This window comes from Thioclava sp. UBA3469, assembly GCF_002378135.1.
Taxonomy (GTDB): Bacteria; Pseudomonadota; Alphaproteobacteria; order Rhodobacterales; family Rhodobacteraceae; genus Thioclava; species Thioclava sediminum.
The window spans coordinates 1-16,889 of record NZ_DFRG01000128.1 but is presented as its reverse complement, the minus strand read 5'-3'; the positions used below and the strand labels follow the sequence as shown (position 1 = coordinate 16,889).

General features: G+C 63.7%; 16 protein-coding genes. 14 read left to right on the top strand and 2 right to left on the bottom strand.

What is annotated here, in order from left to right; genetic code table 11:
- Both B3D39_RS10315 and B3D39_RS10310 read left to right on the top strand, forming a co-directional pair.
- Positions 1-1,195: aldehyde dehydrogenase (NADP(+)) (locus tag B3D39_RS10315; RefSeq protein ID WP_286789661.1), on the top strand; the 1,195-nt coding region annotated here is incomplete at its 5' end.
- A 353-nt stretch (positions 1,196-1,548) separates the two neighbouring features.
- Positions 1,549-2,796 carry a Mob protein gene (locus tag B3D39_RS10310; protein ID WP_274963299.1) on the top strand — a complete coding sequence of 416 codons (1,248 nt, stop codon included), beginning with the start codon at positions 1,549-1,551 and terminating at the stop codon, positions 2,794-2,796.
- 73 nt (positions 2,797-2,869) lie between these two features.
- Here B3D39_RS10310 and B3D39_RS10305 read toward each other — a convergent pair whose 3' ends face one another.
- Entirely contained in the window at positions 2,870-3,577 is a 708-nt protein-coding gene (locus B3D39_RS10305; RefSeq protein WP_078545531.1) for a GntR family transcriptional regulator, read from the bottom strand.
- Between the two features lie 98 nt (positions 3,578-3,675).
- Here B3D39_RS10305 and uxaC point away from each other — a divergent pair, with 98 nt between their 5' ends.
- The 11 genes from uxaC (at position 3,676) to B3D39_RS10250 (ending at position 14,880) form a co-directional block, all read left to right on the top strand.
- Positions 3,676-5,082: a glucuronate isomerase gene (gene uxaC, locus B3D39_RS10300; protein WP_274963300.1), complete on the top strand. Its 1,407-nt coding sequence runs from the start codon at positions 3,676-3,678 to the stop codon at positions 5,080-5,082.
- Between the two features lie 28 nt (positions 5,083-5,110).
- On the top strand, positions 5,111-6,091 hold the full coding sequence (locus tag B3D39_RS10295; RefSeq protein ID WP_078545535.1) for a TRAP transporter substrate-binding protein: 981 nt from the start codon (positions 5,111-5,113) through the stop codon (positions 6,089-6,091).
- A 62-nt stretch (positions 6,092-6,153) separates the two neighbouring features.
- Positions 6,154-6,711, top strand: coding sequence for a TRAP transporter small permease (locus B3D39_RS10290; RefSeq protein ID WP_274963301.1), 558 nt, complete (start codon positions 6,154-6,156; stop codon positions 6,709-6,711).
- 4 nt (positions 6,712-6,715) lie between these two features.
- Positions 6,716-7,996, top strand: coding sequence for a TRAP transporter large permease (locus tag B3D39_RS10285; protein ID WP_078540065.1), 1,281 nt, complete (start codon positions 6,716-6,718; stop codon positions 7,994-7,996).
- A gap of 13 nt (positions 7,997-8,009) precedes the next feature.
- Positions 8,010-8,315 (top strand): cupin domain-containing protein, encoded by a 306-nt coding sequence (locus B3D39_RS10280; protein WP_078599802.1) that lies wholly within the window; start codon positions 8,010-8,012, stop codon positions 8,313-8,315.
- Between the two features lie 11 nt (positions 8,316-8,326).
- A complete protein-coding gene (kduI, locus tag B3D39_RS10275; RefSeq protein WP_274963302.1) occupies positions 8,327-9,151 on the top strand; it encodes a 5-dehydro-4-deoxy-D-glucuronate isomerase in 825 nt (274 codons plus the stop codon).
- Complete coding sequence (kduD, locus tag B3D39_RS10270) at positions 9,148-9,891, top strand: 2-dehydro-3-deoxy-D-gluconate 5-dehydrogenase KduD (protein WP_274963303.1); 744 nt, start codon at positions 9,148-9,150, stop codon at positions 9,889-9,891. The genes kduI and kduD overlap by 4 nt, the downstream gene beginning before the upstream one ends.
- Positions 9,869-11,308, top strand: a complete 1,440-nt coding sequence (locus B3D39_RS10265; RefSeq protein ID WP_274963308.1) for a mannitol dehydrogenase family protein — start codon at positions 9,869-9,871, stop codon at positions 11,306-11,308. The genes kduD and B3D39_RS10265 overlap by 23 nt, the downstream gene beginning before the upstream one ends.
- Positions 11,305-12,489 (top strand): mannonate dehydratase, encoded by a 1,185-nt coding sequence (gene uxuA, locus B3D39_RS10260; RefSeq protein WP_274963304.1) that lies wholly within the window; start codon positions 11,305-11,307, stop codon positions 12,487-12,489. The genes B3D39_RS10265 and uxuA overlap by 4 nt, the downstream gene beginning before the upstream one ends.
- Entirely contained in the window at positions 12,482-14,002 is a 1,521-nt protein-coding gene (locus tag B3D39_RS10255) for a UxaA family hydrolase (protein WP_274963305.1), read from the top strand. The genes uxuA and B3D39_RS10255 overlap by 8 nt, the downstream gene beginning before the upstream one ends.
- The gene (locus B3D39_RS10250; RefSeq protein WP_274963306.1) at positions 13,999-14,880 is read left to right on the top strand and encodes a sugar kinase; all 882 of its coding nucleotides are present in this window, start codon (positions 13,999-14,001) and stop codon (positions 14,878-14,880) included. The genes B3D39_RS10255 and B3D39_RS10250 overlap by 4 nt, the downstream gene beginning before the upstream one ends.
- 234 nt (positions 14,881-15,114) lie before the next feature.
- Here B3D39_RS10250 and B3D39_RS10245 read toward each other — a convergent pair whose 3' ends face one another.
- Positions 15,115-15,540 (bottom strand): RrF2 family transcriptional regulator, encoded by a 426-nt coding sequence (locus B3D39_RS10245; protein WP_078540059.1) that lies wholly within the window; start codon positions 15,538-15,540, stop codon positions 15,115-15,117.
- Positions 15,541-15,696: 156 nt separating this feature from the next.
- Here B3D39_RS10245 and hmpA point away from each other — a divergent pair, with 156 nt between their 5' ends.
- Positions 15,697-16,878 (top strand): NO-inducible flavohemoprotein, encoded by a 1,182-nt coding sequence (hmpA, locus tag B3D39_RS10240; protein ID WP_078545549.1) that lies wholly within the window; start codon positions 15,697-15,699, stop codon positions 16,876-16,878.
- Positions 16,879-16,889: the final 11 nt, after the last annotated feature.

Below are 16,889 nucleotides of genomic sequence, written 5' to 3'. Positions count from 1 at the left end.
GCTGCGTCTCTTTGCGAGCCACATCCGCAACGGTGACTATCTCGACCGCCGCCATGACGAGGCGCTCCCCGATCGCCAGCCGCTGCCGCGCCCCGATCTGCGGATGATGCAGCGTCCGATCGGTCCGGTCGCGGTCTTCGGCGCGTCGAACTTCCCGCTGGCGTTTTCGACGGCCGGCGGCGACACCGCCGCCGCGCTGGCCGCAGGCTGCCCGGTCGTCGTGAAGGGCCATTCCGCCCATCCCGGCACCGGCGAAATCGTGGCCGAGGCGATCAAGGCCGCAGTCGAGAAATGCAACATGCCCAAGGGCGTCTTCAGCCTGATCCAGGGCGGACGCCGTGACGTGGGTCAAGGGCTCGTGCAGCATCCGCTGATCAAGGCCGTGGGCTTCACCGGTAGCTTGGGCGGTGGTCGTGCGCTGTTCGATCTGTGTGCGCAGCGTCCCGAGCCGATCCCGTTCTTTGGCGAGCTCGGCTCGGTCAACCCGATGTTTCTGCTGCCCGAGGCCGCAAAGGCGCGCGGCGCCGAGATCGGCGCCGGCTGGGCAGGCTCGCTGACGATGGGCGCGGGCCAGTTCTGCACCAACCCGGGCATCGCCGTGGTCGAGGGTGGCCCCGCAGGCGACGCCTTTGTCGCCGCCGCGAAAGAGGCGCTGTCGGCCTCCGGCCCGCAGGTCATGCTGACGGACGGCATCGCGCAGGCCTATCGCGACGGCAAGGACCGGTTCGATACCCGCAATTCCGTGACCCCAGTGCTGACGACCGAGCAGGAAGGCCGCAACGCCTCCCCGAACCTCTACGAGACGAGCGCCGAGAACTACCTGCAGGACCATGCGCTTGGCGAGGAAGTCTTCGGGCCGCTCGGTCTTGTCGTCCGGGTCTCGGACCCCGCGCAGATGGTCGATCTTGCGAAGGGCTTCGAGGGCCAGCTGACAGCAACCATGCATCTCGATGACGGCGATGCGGAGCTTGCCCGCAAGCTGCTGCCGGTGCTCGAGCGCAAGGCGGGCCGCGTGATGGCCAACGGCTTCCCGACCGGCGTGGAGGTCTGTGACGCAATGGTCCATGGCGGGCCCTATCCCGCGTCCACGAACTTCGGCGCGACCTCGGTCGGCACCCTTTCGATCCGGCGCTTCCTGCGTCCGGTCTGCTACCAGAACATCCCCGAGGGCGTGCTGCCCGCGGACCTTGCGTGAGTTTCGTCGGCTTTCGTTTCAGGCAGAACGATGAACAGCCTGAAGTGGTCGCTTAAGCTACACGCTCTTGAGGATGTTGCTGCGTTTGGCAGGCCTTCGATTTTTGGTCGGGCGAAGTCCTTCCCGGGGGGGGCGAACTATGGTGCCCCCCGCGTGCCGCCTTTTTTGAGCATAAGCCGAAGCTGCCGCGCCGGGCCGCAATCCAGCCGTTCAGGAAAGCTAGCTATAGTCTGTCATATAGCTAGCTTTTCCCGACAGACCCCCGGCGCCGTTTTTCGCACCGGTCTCCTGCCCGTTTTTTCAGGTCACCAACTTATCCTCGAGCGAGAGCCAAGGAAGAGAAGAGGTGATCCATGAGCTATCAGTTTGTCCATATCGAATGTTACTCGGCCGCCCCGCGCAAGGTTAAGGGGGCGCCTGAGCAGGTGAACACGGCCGAGCAGGTCTTTGGCGAGGCGATGCGGGTGCCACGCTATTCGCGCCATGTTGCGGAGCCGAAAGCGCCAATCAAGCTTGACGGCACGACGACGCTCAAAAAGCTCGAGGCGCTCTGGGCCAAGAAGGTGGAGACGATCCGTGAGACCGTGAAAAGTGCGAAAGGCACGAGCTATCAGCGTCGGCTGCGTCGGGATGCGGCGACGCTTTATGCGGAAATTCACTCGCATCCATTATCGGTTGAGACCCTGACCCATGATGGGGGACGGCATGCACCTGAGATCAAGACCTGGGTGCAGCGAGTGCTTGCGCATTTTAAAATCCGGATGCCGCAGGGCGTGGAGTGGGCGGCCGTGCTGCATCTCGATGAGGCCCATGTCCACCTCCACATCTTGGCGATCAATGTCGACGATCCGAAGCTCGATGCGAACAAGCTGCATGCGGGCAAACGCGCGGCCACGGAGGTGCGCGCCTCCTGCGAGACCCCTTCGGCCATTTGCTCGCTCCCGCGTCCCATTCCCAAGCCTCTTCCTCCGAGACCGCGCAAGCGGGCTCTTGGCAAGCGACCGGAGACCATCGCGCGCAACAAGGCGCATAATGCTGCGCGTCTTGAGGCGTGGCGCACGGACTGTCGCGCGGCGCGGGCTGAAAATGCGAAGGTGCTCGCGTCGTGGAAAGAAGAGAACCGCACCCATCTGAAGGCGGCTCGAAAACTGCGGGGTGAGGTTCCGGAAATGGTCGCCTACCGTGCGGCCATGCGTCAGTTCCAGGACGATTACCACCGGGCGGTCGGAGAGCACTGCGGGCTCTTGCGCGACGGGCCGCGAAAAGCGCGGCTAACGACGAAACAACATGCCGCGCGCAAGGCGATCGCGGAGCAGATGCGAGTGCAGTCTGCGGAGCTCGACCGAAGAACTCTTGAGTTTGCGCAAAAGCAAGCCGCCCTGAGCAATGTCATCGCCGCGCTTTCCGGCGGCGGTGCCGAAATTTTGGGCGGCGAGTTAGTGATGGAGGATATGCCTAACTGTCTCACTAAGCTTGGTGAGAGCGACGAAGACCGGATCATCCAGGGGATTCTGGATCTCCTAGTGCGTGCAGGGGAGGCCGGTGTTGGTGCGCTGCAGCTGTCGCGCGATGACGAGATTGATGGGCCGGGGATGGGGTAGGCGCCCGATGCCTTCTCCTATGCCGACCTTGCGTTCTTAAGTCGAAGTATTCGGCGATCACGCCGTCCCGACTTCAGCTCTGCCGAGGCGCGACCTCGAAAAGCTCTGTGTGATCATCCTGAATGCGGTCGATCTGATCGAGGATCCGCGACAGGTGATCGCGCATCGCCTGCGTCGCGCGGTCAAGGTCCCGGCTTTCGAGCGCGCTCAGAATCTTTACGTGATCGTCGAACGCATCGCGCGAGGCGAAAGACAGCGACAGCATCCGCACGCGATCCATGTGGCCCTTGTTCTCGGCGATCAGTTCCCAGGTGAAGCCGAGCCCGGCCCGGGTGCAGATCTCGCGATGAAACTGATCGTCCAGTTCGTGGAATTTGGTCTTCTCACCCTTTTCCATTGCGGCACGCTGTTGCTCGATCAGATCGCGCAACGCCGCGAGATCCTCATCGGTCAATGCGGCGACCGCGACGCGCACAGTTTCAACCTCGAGCGCGTTGCGAATGAAGCGCGCCTGCAGCACCGCTTCGCGTGAAATCAGCGAGACCGTCGTCGCACGCTGAGGTCGAATCACAAGAAATCCGAGCTTCGACAAACGGTAGAAGGCATCGCGCACCGGCTGGCGCGAAACCCCCATCTGCTTGGCGACCTCCACTTCTGAGAGCTTGGTGCCCGGTGGCAGGGATAGCCCCAGAACCTGTTGGCGCAAATGTTCGAAAACGACATCGGAAACCGACATGCGTGCGTTCTGATCAAGCTGGGTCAAAGGCAGGGGCGCGGGCATCGGAACTCCTCGTTGACGGTCCGGGTATTCTAGCATATTAGTTTATTAGTTCGGTGGTAGTCCACCTAAGAAAATAGCTACAGGGGGAGCGATAGACCATGGCGCTGTTGAATAAAGATCGCCTGCTGCCAGCGGATCCGGGGGTTCGTGCCCTTGCGCGCGATCTCTATGACACGATCAAGGACGCCCCGATCATCTCGCCCCACGGCCATACCGATCCGCGCTGGTATGCGCAGAACGAAGCCTTTCCCGATCCCGCCCAGCTTTTCGTGACGCCCGATCACTATGTGTTCCGGATGCTTCACAGCCAGGGCGTGCCGCTGGAAGCGCTTGGCGTGCCGCGCGTCGATGGCGGTGAGACGGAAACCGATGGCCGCAAGATCTGGCGGCTGTTCGCGGAGCATTACCACCTGTTCCGCGCCACGCCCTCGCGGATCTGGCTGGACCATGCGTTCGAGACGATCTTCAGCTTCACCGAGCGGCTCAGCGCCGACACCGCGGACATGTATTACGATCGCATCTCGGAGGCGCTTCAGCGCCCGGAGATGCGCCCGCGCGCTTTGTTCGATCAGTTCAATATCGAGGTGATCGCGACGACCGAAAGCCCGCTCGACGATCTGAAATGGCACCGGATGATCCGCGAAAGCGGGTGGGGCGGGCGCGTGATCACCGCCTATCGCCCCGATCCGGTGGTCGATCCCGATTTCGAAGGCTTCGCGCAGAATGTCGAGACGTTCTGTCAGCTTGGCGGGCAGTCGGGCACATCCTTCGCGGCCTATCTGGACGCCCATCGCGACCGGCGCGCCTATTTCGCCTCTTTCGGGGCAACCTCGACCGACCACGGTCATCCGAGTGCCGCGACGCTCAATCTGGATCGCGCCGCGGTAGAGGCGCTCTATGACAAGGTGCTCGCGGGGAAAGCGGACGCGGCGGAGCGCGAGGCATTCCGCGCCCAGATGCTGACCGAGATGGCGAAGCTGTCCTGCGAGGACGGTCTGGTGATGCAGATCCATCCCGGCTCGTCGCGCAACCATTCTGATCCTATCCTGTCCCGCTTCGGGCGCGACAAGGGCTGCGATATCCCGACGCGCACCGATTATGTCGCAGCCCTCAAGCCGCTTCTGGATGCGGTGGGGCAGAACCCCGAGCTGCGCGTCATCCTGTTCACACTCGACGAGACCACCTATGCGCGCGAGCTGGCGCCGCTGGCAGGGGTCTATCCCTGTCTGCGCCTCGGCCCCGCGTGGTGGTTCCACGACAGCTTCGAGGGCATGTGGCGCTACCGCGAGATGACCACCGAAACCGCGGGTTTCTACAACACGGTCGGCTTCAACGACGACACCCGTGCCTATTTGTCGATCCCCGCGCGCCATGACGTCGCGCGCCGGGTCGATGCCGGATTCCTTGCCAACTTGGTCGCCACCGGGCGGCTGACGGAGGAGGAAGCTTCTGAGGTCATCCATGACCTCACACACAGGCTTGCACGCCAAGCCTACAAGCTCTGATTGAGCACTTTCTGGGAGGAGAGAAGTAATGAAGAAGACACTGACACCTATCGCTGCGCTGCTGATTTCGGCCGCCAGCGTCACGACCGCGTCGGCCTGCGACATGACCCTGCGCTCGTCGGACACCCACCCCGACGGCTACCCGACCGTCGAGGCGGTGAAATCGATGGCGAAAGAGGTCGAGGCGAAGACCAATGGCCGAATCTGCATCGAGGTCTACCCGTCCGCGCAGCTGGGCGAGGAGAAGGATACGATCGAGCAGACCCAGCTGGGCGTGATCGACATGGTGCGCGCCTCGTTCGGCACGTTCAACGACATCGTTCCGGAAACGCAGCTGTTCTCGCTGCCCTACCTGTTCCGTTCGGTCGAACATCAGCACCACGTTCTCGACGGGCCGATCGGCGCGGAAGTCGGCAAGGCGTTCGAGGCACATGATCTGGTGCAGCTGGCCAATTACGACGCCGGTTCGCGCAGCTTCTACAACTCCGAGCATCCGATCAAATCGATCGACGATCTTCAGGGCATGAAGTTCCGCGTGATGCAGAACGACGTGTTCGTCGACATGATGAAGGCGATCGGCGCCAATGCTACGCCGATGCCCTATGGCGAGGTCTATTCCTCGATCCAGACCGGCGTCATCGACGGCGCAGAGAACAACTGGCCCTCCTATGACAGCTCGGGCCATTACGAGGTCGCGCCCTATTACACGCAGGACCAGCACCTGATGGTGCCGGAACTGGTGGCGATGTCGCTCACGACCTGGAACAAGCTGAGCCCCGACGACCAGAAGGTCATCAAGGCTGCTGCGAAGAACTCGGAAACGCTCGAGCGCAAGCTCTGGGCCGAGCAGGAAAAGAAATCCGAGGACAAGGTCGAAGCGGCTGGCGTCAAAGTCGTGAAGGATATCGACAAGCAGCCCTTCATCGACGCGATGAAGCCGGTCTACGACAAGTATGTGACCACGCCCGAGGCGAAGGATTTGGTGGCGCGCATTCAAGCGACGAAGTGATCTGACCCCTCGACCCCCGCCCGCAGGGGCGGGGGCACCTTCTTTCCGTGGAGTTCCCTCCGATGCGCAACATTGTGGAGAAACTAGCCGTCTGGACCGGCTGGTTGGGCCAGGCTGCCCTATGGCTATCAGGGATCGGGTTGGTGCTGATGACGGCCTTCGTCTTCGCCCAGGTCTTTTACCGCTACGTCCTCGGCTCAAGCCTGTTCTGGGCCGAACCGGCCAGTGTGATCCTGATGGGTTGGTTCATCTTTCTCGGCGCGGCCGTCGGTATCCGGGAGGGCTACCACCTCAGCTTCGACGTGCTGCTTTTCGTGCTGCCCGAAAAGGTGCGCCTGACCTTCTTCTCGATCTCGGACCTCGTGGTCGCGGCCTTCGGTTTCGGGATGCTCAAATACGGCTGGGAGCTGGCGGACAAGATGGCCGCCACGACGATTTCAGGGCTCGGTGTTTCCGGGGCCTTCCGCTTCGTGCCGGTCGCGGCGGGCGGAGCGCTGCTGATGATCTTCTGCGCCGAGCGCATCCTGCGCCGGCTCGCGGGCCTGTCTACGTCGCGGTTCGGCGACGATCACGACGCGGCAGAGCTTGAAGGCAATGCTGTAACTGGCGAAGGGAACTGAGCTCATGGAACTCTGGATCTTGTTCGGGACCTTTACCGTCCTTCTGCTGATCGGAACGCCGGTCGCGTTCTGTCTCGGCGTGGCCTCCTTCGCGACAGTCACTTATCTCGGGCTTCCCCCGGTGGTGGTGTTCCAGCGTCTGAATTCCGGCGTCTCTGTCTTTGCGCTGATGGCGATCCCGTTCTTCATCTATGCCGGCGACCTGATGGTGCGCGGCGATATCGCGCGGCGGTTGGTCGCGCTGGCGGGCGCCTTGGTGGGGCATATGCGCGGCGGGCTGGGGCAGGTGAACATCCTCGCCTCGGTGATGTTCGGCGGCGTGTCGGGCTCGGCTGCGGCGGATGCCTCGGCAGTGGGCGGCCTGATGGTGCCGCAGATGCGCGAACGAGGTTACGGCGCGGATTACGGCGTGAACATCACCGTCACGGCGGCGATCATCGCGCTGATGCTACCGCCCAGCCATAACATGATCATCTATTCGATCTCGGCAGGCGGGAAGATCTCGATCGCCGACCTGTTCACCGCCGGGATTATTCCGGGTCTGGTGCTTGCGCTGTCGCTGATGACCGCCGCCTATTTCGTCGCCAAACGCCGCGGCTACCCGACCGAACCGTTTCCCGGTCGCAGGGCCCTCGGGCGGTTGTTCTGGAATGCGATGCCCGGTCTGATCATGATCCTGATCATCTTCGGCGGCGTGCGCTCGGGCATTTTTACCGCCTCTGAAAGCTCCAATATCGCGGTGGTCTACGCGCTTCTGGTGACCGTCTTCCTGTATCGCACGATGAAGCTGTCGGATTTCATCGAAGCGACCAAGGGCGCGGTGCGCACGACGGCGATGGTGCTGATGGTGATCGGCTGCGCGGCCTCCTTCGGCTGGCTGCTGGCCTATCTGCAAGTGCCGGCCAAGCTGATCAATCTGCTCGAGAATTTCTCGCATAATCCGATCGTCATCCTGCTGCTGATCAACCTGTTGCTGCTGGTGCTGGGCACGTTCATGGACATGTCGCCGCTGATCGTGATCACCACGCCGATCTTCCTGCCCGTGGCTCAGGCCTTCGGCGTCGATCCGGTGCAGTTCGGGGTGATCCTCGTGCTCAACCTCGGGATCGGGCTCTGCACACCGCCGGTCGGTGCGGTGTTGTTCGTCGGCTGCGCGGTGGGCCGGGTGCCGATCACGACGGTGATGAAATCGATCTGGCCGTTCTATTTCGCGACCTTCGCCACGCTGATGCTGGTGACCTACATCCCGGCGCTTTCGCTCTGGCTGCCGTCGGTCTTCCACTGAGAGGAGTTTTCGCATGAGCTATCCGATCGCCTATCCCGATGAGGGCATCGCCCGTCAGGTGCTGACCGAAAACGAGCAGATGATGCTGGTCTCGGTTCGCTTCGAGGCCGGGGCAGAGGGGGCGCTCCACTCCCATCCTCACGTGCAGGCCACCTACTGCACCTCCGGCGAATTTCGCTTTGTCCTCGATGGTGCGGAGCACGTGCTGCGCGCCGGGGACAGCCTGATGATACCGTCCGGCGCCGAACACGGCTGTGTCTGCGTCGAAGCGGGGGAGCTGCTCGACTGCTTTACCCCGCGCCGCGACGACTTTTTGTGAAAGGACATTCAATGCTCAGCGTAGAAACCCGCCACGCCATCCATCCCGATCACGCCCGCACCATGGGCACGCAAGAGCTGCGTGAGCATTTCCTGGGCACGGGGCTGTTCGCGCCCGGCGAGATCCGCTTGATCTACACGCATTACGACCGGTTCACCCTCGGAGGCGCGGTGCCGAATGGCGCATCGCTGACGCTCGACGTGGTGGACGAGACGCGGACCGCCACCTTCCTCGAGCGGCGCGAAATGGGCGTTGTGAATATCGGCGGCACGGGACGCGTCTCAGCCGCTGGCGAGACCTGGGAGATGGGGCGCGGTGATGTCCTGTATCTGGGCATGGGCGCAGGACCGGTGACCTTCGAGGGCGACGGCCGGTTCTATCTGGTTTCCGCCCCCGCGCATCGCGCCTGTCCGCATCGCCTGATCAAGCTTGCCGAGGCGAACCGCGTCGAGCTGGGCGAAGCTGCGACCTCCAACAAACGCGTCATCAACCAGTTCATCCATCCGACCGTGATGGAAAGCTGCCAGCTGGTGCTGGGCTATACCCAACTGGTCGAGGGGTCAGTCTGGAACACGATGCCCGCGCATGTCCATGACCGCCGGATGGAGGCCTACCTCTACTGGGGCATGACGCCCGAGGCGCGCGTGCTGCACCTGATGGGCGAGCCGACCGAGACCCGCCACATGATGATCGCCAACGAGGAGGCTGTGATCTCGCCGCCGTGGTCGATCCACTCCGGGGCCGGGATCGGGGAATATACCTTCATCTGGGCGATGGCGGGCGACAATGTCGATTACACCGACATGGACTTCGTGCAGCCGGCGGACCTGAAATGAGCCCGTTTTCGCTAAAGAACCGCCGCGCCCTCGTCACCGGCGCGAATACCGGCATCGGTCAGGCGATCGCAGTGTCGCTCGCCGCGCAAGGGGCACATGTGACCTGCGCGGGGCGGCGCGAATGCACCGAGACGCTGGAGATGATCGCGGATGCGGGCGGGCAGGGCGAGGCGCTGCTCCTCGACTTCGCGGACCCGATGGCCGCGCAGGATGTCTTCACGGATGCGGGCTATTCGATCCTCGTGAACAACGCGGGCATCATCCGGCGCGAAGACAGTCTGGAGTTCACCGAGGCCGATTGGGACGCGGTGATGGACGTGAACCTCAAGGCGCTGTTCTTCACCACGCAAGCCTTCGCCCGCGCCGCGCTCGAGCAGGGCAATACGCCTTCGGCAGTGGTGAACATCGCCTCGCTGCTATCCTTTCAGGGCGGCATCCGCGTGCCGTCCTACACCGCATCCAAGCATGGTGTGGCGGGGCTGACCAAGATCCTCGCCAACGAATGGGCGGCCAAAGGGATCAACGTAAACGCCATCGCACCCGGCTATATCGCGACCAACAACACCGAGGCTCTGCGCGCCGATCCAGAGCGCAGCGAAGCGATCCTTGCGCGAATTCCGGCCGGGCGCTGGGGCGATCCTTCCGATATCGGCGGCACCGCCGCCTTCCTGTGTTCCCCCGCCGCGCGCTACATCCATGGCGCGGTCCTGAATGTCGATGGAGGCTGGCTTGCCCGCTGAACGTCTCACCCGCGAAAGCGCGAAGCTCAAAACCGGTATCGTCCATCTCGGCCTCGGCGCGTTCTTCCGCGCCCATGGGGCGATCTACACGGCTGAGGCTGCTGCGAAAAGCGGCGGCGACTGGGGGATCACCGGCGTGTCGCTGCAATCGTCGCGGATGCGCGATGCGCTGGCGCCGCAGGATTTCGCCTATAGCGGGCTGGAGTTCGGCCCCGAGGGCGAAACGCCCGAGCGCATCGAGATCGTCAGCGATATTCTGGTGGCCCGCGAAAATCCGCAAGCAGTGCTCGACGTGATGGCCGATCCGGATGTGCGCATCGTATCGCTCACGATCACTGAGAAGGGCTATTGCCATTCGCCCGCGACCGGCGCGCTTGACCCCGATCATCCCGATATCGTGCATGACATGGCCAACGACCTGCCCGTCTCTGCGCCCGGCTATCTTGTGCGTGCGCTGCAGCTGCGCCACGCGCGCGGCCTGCGTCCCTTCACCGCGATGAGCTGTGACAACCTGCCCGAAAACGGCCGGCTGCTGCGCGGCGTGGTGCTGGATCTGGCGCGTCGCATCGACCCGGAGCTGGCGGACTGGATCGCGGCTGAGGGGCGGTTCCCGTCGACCATGGTGGACCGCATCGTGCCCGCGACGAAGCCCGAGGACATCGCGCGGCTCGAAGAGCTCGCCGGCTGGCACGACGCCTTGCCGGTAATGCACGAGCCGTTCCGCCAATGGGTGATCGAGGATGATTTCGTCGATGGCGAGCGGCCCGATTGGGGCGCGGTCGGTGTCGAGATGGTCAGCGACGTCACTCCGTTTGAGCATATGAAACTGCGGATGCTGAACGGCACCCACAGCTCTCTGGCCTATCTTGGCTATCTGGCGGGGTTCGAGACGATTTCCGACACGATGGACGACGAGGTGATGGCCGACTTCGTGCGCTATCTGTGGCGCGACGAGATCATCCCTTCGCTGACCCCGCCGCCGGGCGTCTCGCTCGAGCGTTATGCCGACGCGCTCGCAGAGCGCTACGCCAATCCCGCGATCCGTCACCGGACATGGCAAATCGCGATGGATGGCAGCCAGAAACTGCCGCAGCGCATTCTGGCCACCGTCGCCGATGCGTTGAAGGCCGGGCGGAGCTGCCCGGGCCTGATGCTCGCGATCGCGGCCTGGATGCGCTACGTCGGCGGCGTCGACGAGAGCGGGCAGCCGATCGAGGTGAAGGACCCGCTGGCCGCTGAGTTGCGTGCGCTCTCCGACAGTGCCGCGGATGCCGAGGGCAAGGTTGCGGCGCTTCTGTCGTTGCGTTCTGTGTTTCCGCCCGAGCTCGCACAATCCCTGCAGGCCCCGGTCACGGAGGCCTATCGCACGCTCGTCGAAAAAGGCGCGCGCGCCGCGGTGCGGGAGGTTCTCCAATGATCGAGAGCTGGCGTTGGTATGGCCCCGAGCTGGACACGATTTCCCTGCCGCAGATCGTGCAAACGGGCGCATCCGGTATCGTCACGGCACTGCACGAGATCGCCTATGGCGAGGTCTGGTCGCGCGAGGCGATCACGGAGCGGCGCGCCCGGATCGAGGCGGCGGGGCTGCATTGGCACGTGGTCGAAAGCCTGCCGATCCATGAGCGGATCAAGCGCGGCGAAGGCGATCTGAGCGCGCTCTTCGCCAATTACCGTCAATCGATGGCCAATCTCGCCGCCGAGGGCATCACCACGATCTGCTACAATTTCATGCCTGTTCTGGACTGGACCCGCACCGATCTGACCGCGCCACTTGCGACAGGCGGTAGCTGCCTGCGCTTCGAGGCCTATCGCATGGCGGCTTTTGAGATTCACATGCTGAAGCGCGAAGGGGCCGAGGACGATTACACGCCCGACGTTTGCGCCCGCGCCAAGACCTGGTTCGAGGGTTCGACACAAGACGAGCGTGACGCGCTGTTGCACGCGATCATGTCGGGTCTGCCGGGTGCCTATGACCGCTACGACATCGCCGGTCTGCGGGACCAGCTCGCGCTTTATGACGGCATCGATCGCGGCGAGATCCGGCGCAATTTCAAACGCTTCCTCGATGAGGTGATCCCCGCGGCAGAGGAGCTGGGCCTGCGGTTCTGTGTCCATCCCGACGATCCGCCGCGCGACATTCTGGGGCTGCCCCGTGTCGTCTCCAACGCCGAGGATATCGACTGGATTCTGCAAGCCCATGACAGTCCCGCGAACGGGCTGACGCTTTGCACCGGCTCGCTCGGGGCGAACCCGGCCAATGATCCGCCTGCGATCGCCGAGCGCTTTGCGCCGCGTATCCATTTCGCGCATCTGCGCAACGTGCGCAAAGACCCCGATGGCAGTTTCGAGGAGGCCGCGCATCTGGGCGGCGACACCGATATGGTTGCGGTCGCCGCCGCACTGCTCGCCGAGGAAACACGCCGGGCCTCCGAGGGGCGCGCGGACGCACAGATTCCGTTCCGCCCGGATCACGGTCATGTCCTGCTCGACGACGCCACGCGCGGCTCCTTTCCTGGCTACCCGCTTATCGGGCGGATGCGCGGGCTGGCCGAGATGCGCGGCGTGATCGCCGGATTGAGGGGGCGCCGCGATGGCTGAAGCGATTACACTGCATCCGCGCGACACGGTCGCCGTTCTGCCCGCGCGGGCGGATGCCGGCAGCACGCCGCTCGGCACCGGCGAGCCGCTTGCGCATCCGGTTTCCGCCGGGCACAAGCTGGCGCGCGTCGCGATGGCCGAGGGTGATCCGGTGATCAAGTTCGGTCAGATCATCGGTCGTGCCAGCGCCCCGATCGCGGTGGGCGAACATGTCCATAGCCATAACGTCAGCTATTCCGAACATGACGAGACCCATCAGATCGGCGCGGATCTCGCAACCGCCGAGGCCGCGATCCCCGATCTCGCGCCGCGCAGTTTCATGGGCTACGCGCGGGACGATGGTCGGATTGGCACGCGTAATTACATCGCACTCTGCGCCACGGTGAACTGCTCGGCCACGGTGATCAAATGCGCAGCCTCCGAGATCACGGCTGAGGGCGCGCTCGATCCTTATGACAACGTCGACGGCGTCGTCGCCTTCGCCCATGGCACCGGCTGTGGCATGGCGGCGAGCGGTCGCGGGGCGGACAGCCTCGAGCGTGTCCTCTGGGGCCACGCGATCCATCCCAATGTCGGCGCGGCGATCTTCGTGGGACTGGGCTGCGAGGTGATGCAGATTGCGCGCATGGAGGCGCATTTCGGGTCCGCGGGGACCGAACGGTTTCACGCGCTGACCATTCAGGAGACCGGCGGCACCCGCGCCACGATCGAGGCGATCAAGGCGAAGCTGCGCGAGATCCTCCCGCAGGTGAACAATGCCAGCCGAAGCGCCTGCCCGGTCTCCGCGCTGCGCATCGGGCTGCAATGCGGCGGCTCGGACGGGTTCTCCGCGATCACTGCGAACCCGGCGCTGGGTGTGGCCTCGGACCTGGTCGTGGGGCAGGGCGGGGGCGTGATCCTCTCCGAGACACCCGAAATCCATGGCGCAGAAGACCTGCTGCTGCGCCGCACCACGCCCGAGGTGGCCGAAAAGCTCCTTGGCCGTCTCGACTGGTGGGAAGGCTATGCCGCACAGGGCGGCGGCTCGATGGATAACAACCCCAGCCCCGGCAACAAGCAGGGCGGGATCACCACGATCCTCGAGAAATCCCTCGGCGCGGTCGCGAAGGCCGGGGCGACGCCGCTGCGGGCCTTTTATGACTATGCCGAACAGGTCCGCACGCCGGGGCTGAGCTTCATGGACAGCCCCGGTTACGATCCGGTCTCGGCCACGGGCCAGATCGCGGCGGGCGCGCAGATCGTGGTGTTCACGACCGGGCGCGGCTCCGCCTTCGGCTCGAAACCCGCGCCGACGATCAAGCTGGCGACCTCGGACCGGCTGATGGAGGCGATGCCCGACGATATGGATATCGGCTGCGGTGACATCCTCAGCCAAGGCGTGTCGATCGCTGACAAGGGCGCGGAAATCTTCGAGGCGATCTTGAGGGTCGCGTCAGGAGAGAAGACCAAATCGGAAGACCTCGGACTGGGCGATAACGAATTCCAGCCGTGGCAAATCGGAGCGGTGATGTGACGAAGAAACCCGTGATCGCCTGCGTCGGGGAAGCGATGGTCGAGCTGTCTTTCGATCGCCCGGAGCAGCAGATCGGCTTTGCCGGAGATACGCTCAACACGGCGGTTTATCTTGCGCGCGCGGCCGGGGCGGCGGCGCAGGTCGAATTCGTCACCGTGCTGGGGCGCGATGCTGTCTCCGATCGCATGAGCGCCTTCATCGCCGCCCAAGGTGTGGGCTGCGCGCACATTCGTCGCCACCCCGAGCGTCTGCCCGGTATCTACGCGATCGCACTCGACGCAAAGGGAGAGCGCAGCTTTTCCTATTGGCGCGATCAATCCGCGGCGCGCTGCCTGTTTGAGGACGGGTTCGCGCAGCTTGAAGGGGTCGATCTGATCTATCTCAGCGCGATCACGCTGGCGATCCTGCCCCATTCGGTGCGCCTGTCGCTCTTGGCACATCTGGAGGCACATCCCGCCCGGGTGGCTTTCGATTCCAACTACCGCCCGCGGCTCTGGGAAGATATCGAGACCGCCCGCGCCGTGACCGAGGCGGCGTGGCGCATCAGTGACATTGCGCTGCCTTCGCTGGATGACGAGATGGCGCTCTTCGGTGATCGCGATGCGCAAGCGGTGCGCGCACGGCTTAACGGCTGGGGCGCGCGCAAAGGCGCGTTGAAGATGGGCGCGGGAGGGGCGATATCGCTCGATCCCACCGCCAAGCCGCTCGACCTGCCTGCCGCGCAAAAGGTGGTCGATACCACCGCAGCCGGCGACAGTTTCAACGGTGCATGGCTCGCCGCGCATTTTCGGGGCGCTTCAGACGAGGGCTGCCTTGTTCAGGCTCATGCCTGCGCGCTCGAGGTGATCGCGCAGCCGGGGGCGATCATAGCTGCGTAGCTACCAAAGAGGGGGCTCGTCTTGCAACTTGCGATGCCGCGATCCCCCGAGTGGCCAAGATTGCCGGTTCCAGCGGCACGCAGCGCGACCCGAGAGGGGATCGGGCTTCAATCTCCATTCTTCACCCCAGTCGTCGGCTCAGCTCTTCGGTCTTATGGATTGATTATTGTTAGTTGCTCAGAGTGATACGGCCTCGGTCAAGATTTTTGATCTTAAGTCCTCAGGATCGCCGCCTCATGATGCTGCCAGCCCGAAATCGCGCGGCGAGATCGCGATATCGGCAATCGTGTAGTTGTCGAGCGTCGCCAAGAAAGCCGCCCGGGCTTCCGCCAAGGGAGAAATCAAACGGCAGGATGCTGTGATCGTGCAATCTCCGTCGCTGCGCATACATTCGACGAGATCGAAATCCGTCTCCATGTGGCGCACAATTGTTCCCACGCCGATCTCTTGGGCGGCACGTGCAAGCCCCAGGCCGCCGGACCGGCCGCGTTGGGCAGTCAGAAATTCGCCTCGGGTCAGCGCGTTGACGACCTTCATGACCGTGCTTCGAGGCGCGTGATAGGCCGCGACGAGATGATCGATCGTGAAGCGGCGGTCTTTCATCGACGCCGCATAGATCATGACGCGCAAGGCAAGGTCCGTAGTGTCGTTCAAGCGCATTCGCAGATCTCTCCTGATCGGGCTCCCAAGCGACGCGTCTCGTATCACGAGGCCGGACAGAATGTCGCACAAGAAAAACATACCTGTGATTGGCATCTTAATTCCCGAGAGAATAGATGCGGTTCATTGGTATGTTTTATAACCCAGGAGACAATGATGGCCAAGCCGCTCTCGGAAAACACACTCGCGATCATCGAAGCCACTGCACCCGTCGTCGCCGAGCACGTCGATCAGATCGTGCCGGTTATGTATCGCAGGCTGCTCGCCGCTCCCGAAATCCGGGCGCTGTTCAACATGTCGCATCAACATGGCAACTCGCCGCAGCACAAAGCGCTCGCGGGGGCGCTGGTGGCCTATGCGACCCATATCCGGAATCCCGGGGTCTTGGCCGATGCGCTGGAACGGATCGCACAGAAACATGTCGGTTTGCAGATCCTCCCCGAGCATTACCCCCATGTCGGCGAAGCGCTGCTGGGCGCTGTCGCCGAGGTGTTGGGCGAGGCCGCGACCCCCGAGATCCTGAATGCCTGGGGCGAGGCCTACTGGTTCCTTGCCAATACGCTCATCGAGCGAGAAGAAGAGATCTACGCCGGTGCGGAAGAACAGGACGGCGGCTGGCGCGGGTGGCGGCGCTTCAAGGTTGGCGCGAAGGACAGCGAAACCTCCGAGATCGCGTCCTTCACGCTCTATCCCGTGGATGGGTTGCCTGTTCTCAAGCATCGCCCCGGTCAGTATCTGAGCTTCCGCTTTGCACCTGCGGAAGGCGAGGAGTATCGGCGCAACTACTCGATCTCCTCGGCGCCGGATGGTCAGTCCTACCGCATCACCGTCAAGCGCGAGCCCGGCGGGCGGATCTCCAACTGGCTGCATGATGCGGTCGAGGTCGGCGCCGAGTTCGACGTGGCCGCGCCCGCTGGCGAGTTCTTCCTCGATCCCGCAGACAAGCGAGAGGTGGTTCTGCTGTCAGGCGGCGTTGGCCTCACCCCGATGATCTCGATGCTGGAGAGCTATGGCGGCGGCGATCTGCGGATGGTCTATGTCCACGCGACGCGGAACGGCCAGTCCCATGCGCTTGCCGCGACCTCCCGTGCGAAGGCGCATGAGAGCCACGTCTTCTATGAGGTGCCGGAAGAGAATGATGTCGCGAATGGTGTCCATACCGGCCGCGTCGATCCGAACTGGCTCGTGCAGATCAGCGATCCGGCCAGGGCGGACTATTTCATCTGCGGCCCGACGGGCTTCATGCAGGAGATGGTTTCCGGTCTGAAGGCAGCAAACGTTCCGGACGCTCGCATTCACTATGAGTTCTTCGGCCCCGCATCCGCGCAGATCGGTTGATACCTCGTCCC